Here is a 3,988-nt window from a genome sequence, read left to right as displayed (position 1 = left end):
TGGGCGATACTTACGTTTTGGACAATGCCTTTGCCGGCAACATCTAGCCATATCCGAACAACCTGCTCATGCGCCCGAGGTGGTATTTTCCCCTCGGTTTGTATGCCTATAATGATGTTCTCCTCTGCGAAATATGGACCGTTGACTCGCATAAGGAGCCCAATGGTGAAGCTTTCGAGATTCAGAACTGGTGCTTTGCGGTCCTCCGCCTCGTTGGCGAAAACTGTCTTAGACCGAGTTGCGGTATACCACGCAGCATCGTCCGCCTTAAGACCGATTGATGGAATTTCAATGGGACCCATTTCAAGGACTGGTTTGGCTTCGCCCTTGCTAATTTCTCCGCCAGCAGTGCCGGCATTCTTCCAAGCGTTGTCCCCCTTGTCTTGCCTAGTTTCTAAGGGGTTGAAGTAAAGCACAGGTTTCTTCACCGGGCTCGCGGCAAGCGCTATGGAGGATGTCAACACCATGATAAGCGCGAGAGTGAGGATAGTTCTGTTAGACGTTTTCATATTGATGCACTCCTTCTGCGTTCTGGTAGAGGAGAGTTTTATGCTCTCCTTGTTGAGCTACTGATAGCTTGTGCAATTCTGGTTGCAAAATCCCCACAATAAGACCTGAGAACCTTTATTAAAGTTTAACAAAAAATCACTCGATTGTCTACAAAAATAAGCAATTGTACTGAGGTAACATCAGATGGTCAATTTACATAACAGATGGATTTCCTTTTTCTTTATCGTGATTTGCCTAAATCTGTGCAGTGTTCGCCTCTATTCGGAGTCGGAGTTTCAGACGCATCTCCAGAAGGCAAATCTGTACGCGAGTCAACGCGAATTTGTCAAAGCGGTTGAACATCTCTCGGAGGCGATCAAGATTCAGCCGCGAGAGGTTGAGGTACACGTTCAATTTGCAATTGTCTGCAGCAGGCTAGGCTGGATTGACAAAGCGGTTGAATCTTACGCGATTGTGCTGCATCTTGATCCCAACTCACCGAGTGCACAATACGGCTTAAAGGTGCTCGGACACTATCAGATCGGTTTAATCTATGCGAGGAAGGGGGCATTTGAAAAAGCGAAAACCCAATATCAACTCGCCATCGGATTGGATCCAGAACTAGCACTGCCACATTTCCAACTCGGCTACCTCTTGACCCAACAAGGGAAGTTTGAGGAAGCTATTCCCTGTTACCAAAAAGCGCTAGCACTTTATCCAGATCACACCGGTGCCTACTATCAGCTAGCGAATGCCTATTTCCGGATGGGCAAACAGGAGGAAGGGAAACGTCAGTTGGAAAGGTTTCGGGAGATTAAGGCGAAGGAACGGTTTAATCTCGCAGAGCAATCGCTGAAGGAGGGAGAGATTGATGAAGCGCTGACAGCGTTTCAGCGGGCACTTGATATGGATGCCGCGTTCGCGCCGGCTTATGCGCGACTCAGCGCCATTGCTCTCCAACAGAATGATTTGGAAACCGCAGCGGAGTATCTCCAACAAGCACTTGAGATCAGACCCAATTTTGCTGCGGGGCACTATCAATTGGGCAGTATCTATCACAAAAAGGGTGAGGCCGAGAAAGCAATTGAATCGTTTGAGACCGCTCTCCAACTTCGCCCAAATTTTGCCCCGGCTTGTAATGCACTCGCTTGGCTCTATGCCGAGAGCGAGAAAAACATAGATGAGGCGATCTCGCTTGCGACACGGGCGGTCAAATTGAAACCGACCGCCTCCTACTGGGATACCCTTGCTTACGCCCTGTATAAAGCGCAAAGGTACAAAGATGCTGCTGCAGCTATTGCCACAGCAGTTGACCTGCAACCCAATGATCCGGACTATGTGGCGCGCCAGAAACTCATCCAAAAAGCAATCGCTGAACAGAAGAAATGAGGAAAAGCAGAATGGAAGGAAGGTTACTTTACGCAATACGCAATACGCAATACGCAATACGTTTCGCACATCACGTTTCACGTTTCACGTTTCACCTGCTCATCCCCTTGCTGTTTGCTTCTCTAACTGTCGCAGCCCAAACTGTCGCAGCCCAAACGCCAATCTTCACCGACGTGACTGCCGAAGCGGGTATCAATTTCAAGCATACAAACGGCAGGAGCGGTGAATTCTATTTTGTCGAACAACTCGGCTCAGGGGCAGCATTTCTTGATTACGATAATGATGAAGATCTCGATATCTACTTCGTCAATGGAGCGGATCTGCCCGGTTTTCAATCGGGGAAGCCACCAACGAACCGTCTCTATCGAAATGATGGGGACGGAACCTTTACCGATGTAACGGAGATTGCCGGGGTTGGAGACAAAAGTTACGGTGTTGGGTGCTGTGTCGGAGATTATGACAACGATGGACACCTTGATCTGTATGTGACCAATTTTGGAAAAAATCGCCTCTACCGCAACAACGGAGATGGAACTTTCACCGATGTGGCGGACCGAGCCAATGTTGCAGATGTGCGTTGGGGTGCCTCGTGCGCCTTTGCAGACTATAATAACGATGGGTATCTTGATTTGTATGTGACCAACTATATTCAGTACCAACTGGATAAAAACAAAATCTGCAAAAATAAAGGGGTGCGCACGTATTGCAACCCGCAGGAATACGTGGGCGAAGCGGATATCCTCTATCGAAGCAATGGCGACGGAACATATACGGAAGTTACCCAAGGGGCGGGCGTTTACCAACCGCGGAGCAGAGGACTTGGAATCGTCTGGGGCGACTACGACAGCGATGGCTATATTGACCTCTATGTGGCGAACGACACAAATGAGAATCACCTATTCCACAATAACGGCGATGGTTCATTCTCCGATATGGCTTTTTTTGCAGGTGTTGCGTTGAGCGAAAACGGCGAGATGGGAAGCGGTATGGGCGTTGATTTTGGTGATTACGACAACGATGGTCATTTGGATATTATGGTGACCAATTTTCAGGACGAAGTGGCAACCCTATACCACAATGACGGAGATGGTTTTTTTTCTGACGCTTCTTATATCTCTGGAACCGGAGAAAGCACTTACGCATCCTTGGGGTGGGGTGTCTGTTTCTTCGACTATGATAACGACGGTGCCAAGGATATATTTATCGCCAACGGGCATATCTTCGGCAATGTCGAAAAGTTCAATCCTGAAACGACTTACGCGCAGATCAATCACCTTTTCAGGAATCTAGGGGGTGGCGTTTTTCAAGAGGTCACTACCAATACCGGCCTCGATCTGTCCCAAAGAGCACCCAGCCGGGGGGCTGCGTTTGGAGATTATGATAATGATGGCGACATAGATATATTGGTCACCAATAGCGATGGTAATCCACAACTGCTCAGGAACGACGGCGGAAACAAGAACAATTGGGTGAAAGTGCACCTCCGTGGAACTACAAGTAACCGGGCGGGAATCGGGGCGCGGGTCGAAGTCGTTACCGGGGAGTTTTCACAGATGGCTGAGGTGAAAAGTGGCTCCGGTTACCTTTGCCAAAATGCACTTGCTCTTCATTTCGGTTTAGGGGATCACACGGTCATTGATAAAATCAGCGTAAGGTTTCCGAGTGGGCATGTTTATCAGATGAAAGCGATGTCAGTCAATCAAATTATCGAAATTACAGAGCTCAACGAATAATGAGATCAAAAAGTGGTTGCAATAATTTGTGAAAAATGCTAATATTATAAATTAGACAGAGCGGCAGTGTGCCGCCAAATTCTTGATTCTGCTGGAACGACTCAGCATCGACTCGTAAATATCAGGAGGTCCACGAATGAACACGGTGTTAAAATCGACCTTGGTGTGTGTCAGTCTCGTTGCCCTTGGACTGATTTTCACGCATCCAGGGTATACCAAAATTGAACTTGCCGACGAGGACATTGTAGGCATCTGGCTCTTTGATGAGGCAGATGGCGCTGCAATCGTTGATGCAAGTGGCCACCACGCAGACGGTACAATCAATAACATCACCGCAGGTGGTGTAACCAGAGAACCAGGTAAATTTGGAGGGGCGC

The 3,988-nt window shown here is 48.3% G+C and carries 4 protein-coding genes; 3 read left to right on the top strand and 1 reads right to left on the bottom strand.

What is annotated here, in order from left to right; translation table 11 throughout:
* Window positions 1–509 (bottom strand): hypothetical protein (locus J4G02_21390; GenBank protein MCE2397076.1); only part of this gene is annotated, 509 nt, incomplete at its 3' end.
* A gap of 184 nt (window positions 510–693) precedes the next feature.
* Between J4G02_21390 and J4G02_21385 the strand changes: the two genes are divergently transcribed.
* The 3 genes from J4G02_21385 to J4G02_21375 all read left to right on the top strand — a co-directional run.
* Window positions 694–1,878 carry a tetratricopeptide repeat protein gene (locus J4G02_21385; GenBank protein ID MCE2397075.1) on the top strand — a complete coding sequence of 395 codons (1,185 nt, stop codon included), beginning with the start codon at window positions 694–696 and terminating at the stop codon, window positions 1,876–1,878.
* A gap of 11 nt (window positions 1,879–1,889) precedes the next feature.
* A complete protein-coding gene (locus J4G02_21380; GenBank protein MCE2397074.1) occupies window positions 1,890–3,611 on the top strand; it encodes a CRTAC1 family protein in 1,722 nt (573 codons plus the stop codon).
* A gap of 136 nt (window positions 3,612–3,747) precedes the next feature.
* A partial coding sequence (locus tag J4G02_21375; GenBank protein MCE2397073.1) for a hypothetical protein occupies window positions 3,748–3,988 on the top strand: 241 nt, incomplete at its 3' end.

This window comes from Candidatus Poribacteria bacterium (assembly GCA_021295755.1).
Taxonomy (GTDB): Bacteria; Poribacteria; WGA-4E; order WGA-4E; family PCPOR2b; genus PCPOR2b.
This window is presented reverse-complemented; position numbering and strand designations above follow the sequence as displayed.

What these genes read in the sequence shown, in the direction of transcription:
- J4G02_21385 (MCE2397075.1), top strand. Translation starts at nt 694, where the DNA reads ATGGTCAATTTACATAACAGATGGATTTCCTTTTTCTTTATCGTGATT.
- J4G02_21380 (MCE2397074.1), top strand. Translation starts at nt 1,890, where the DNA reads ATGGAAGGAAGGTTACTTTACGCAATACGCAATACGCAATACGCAATA.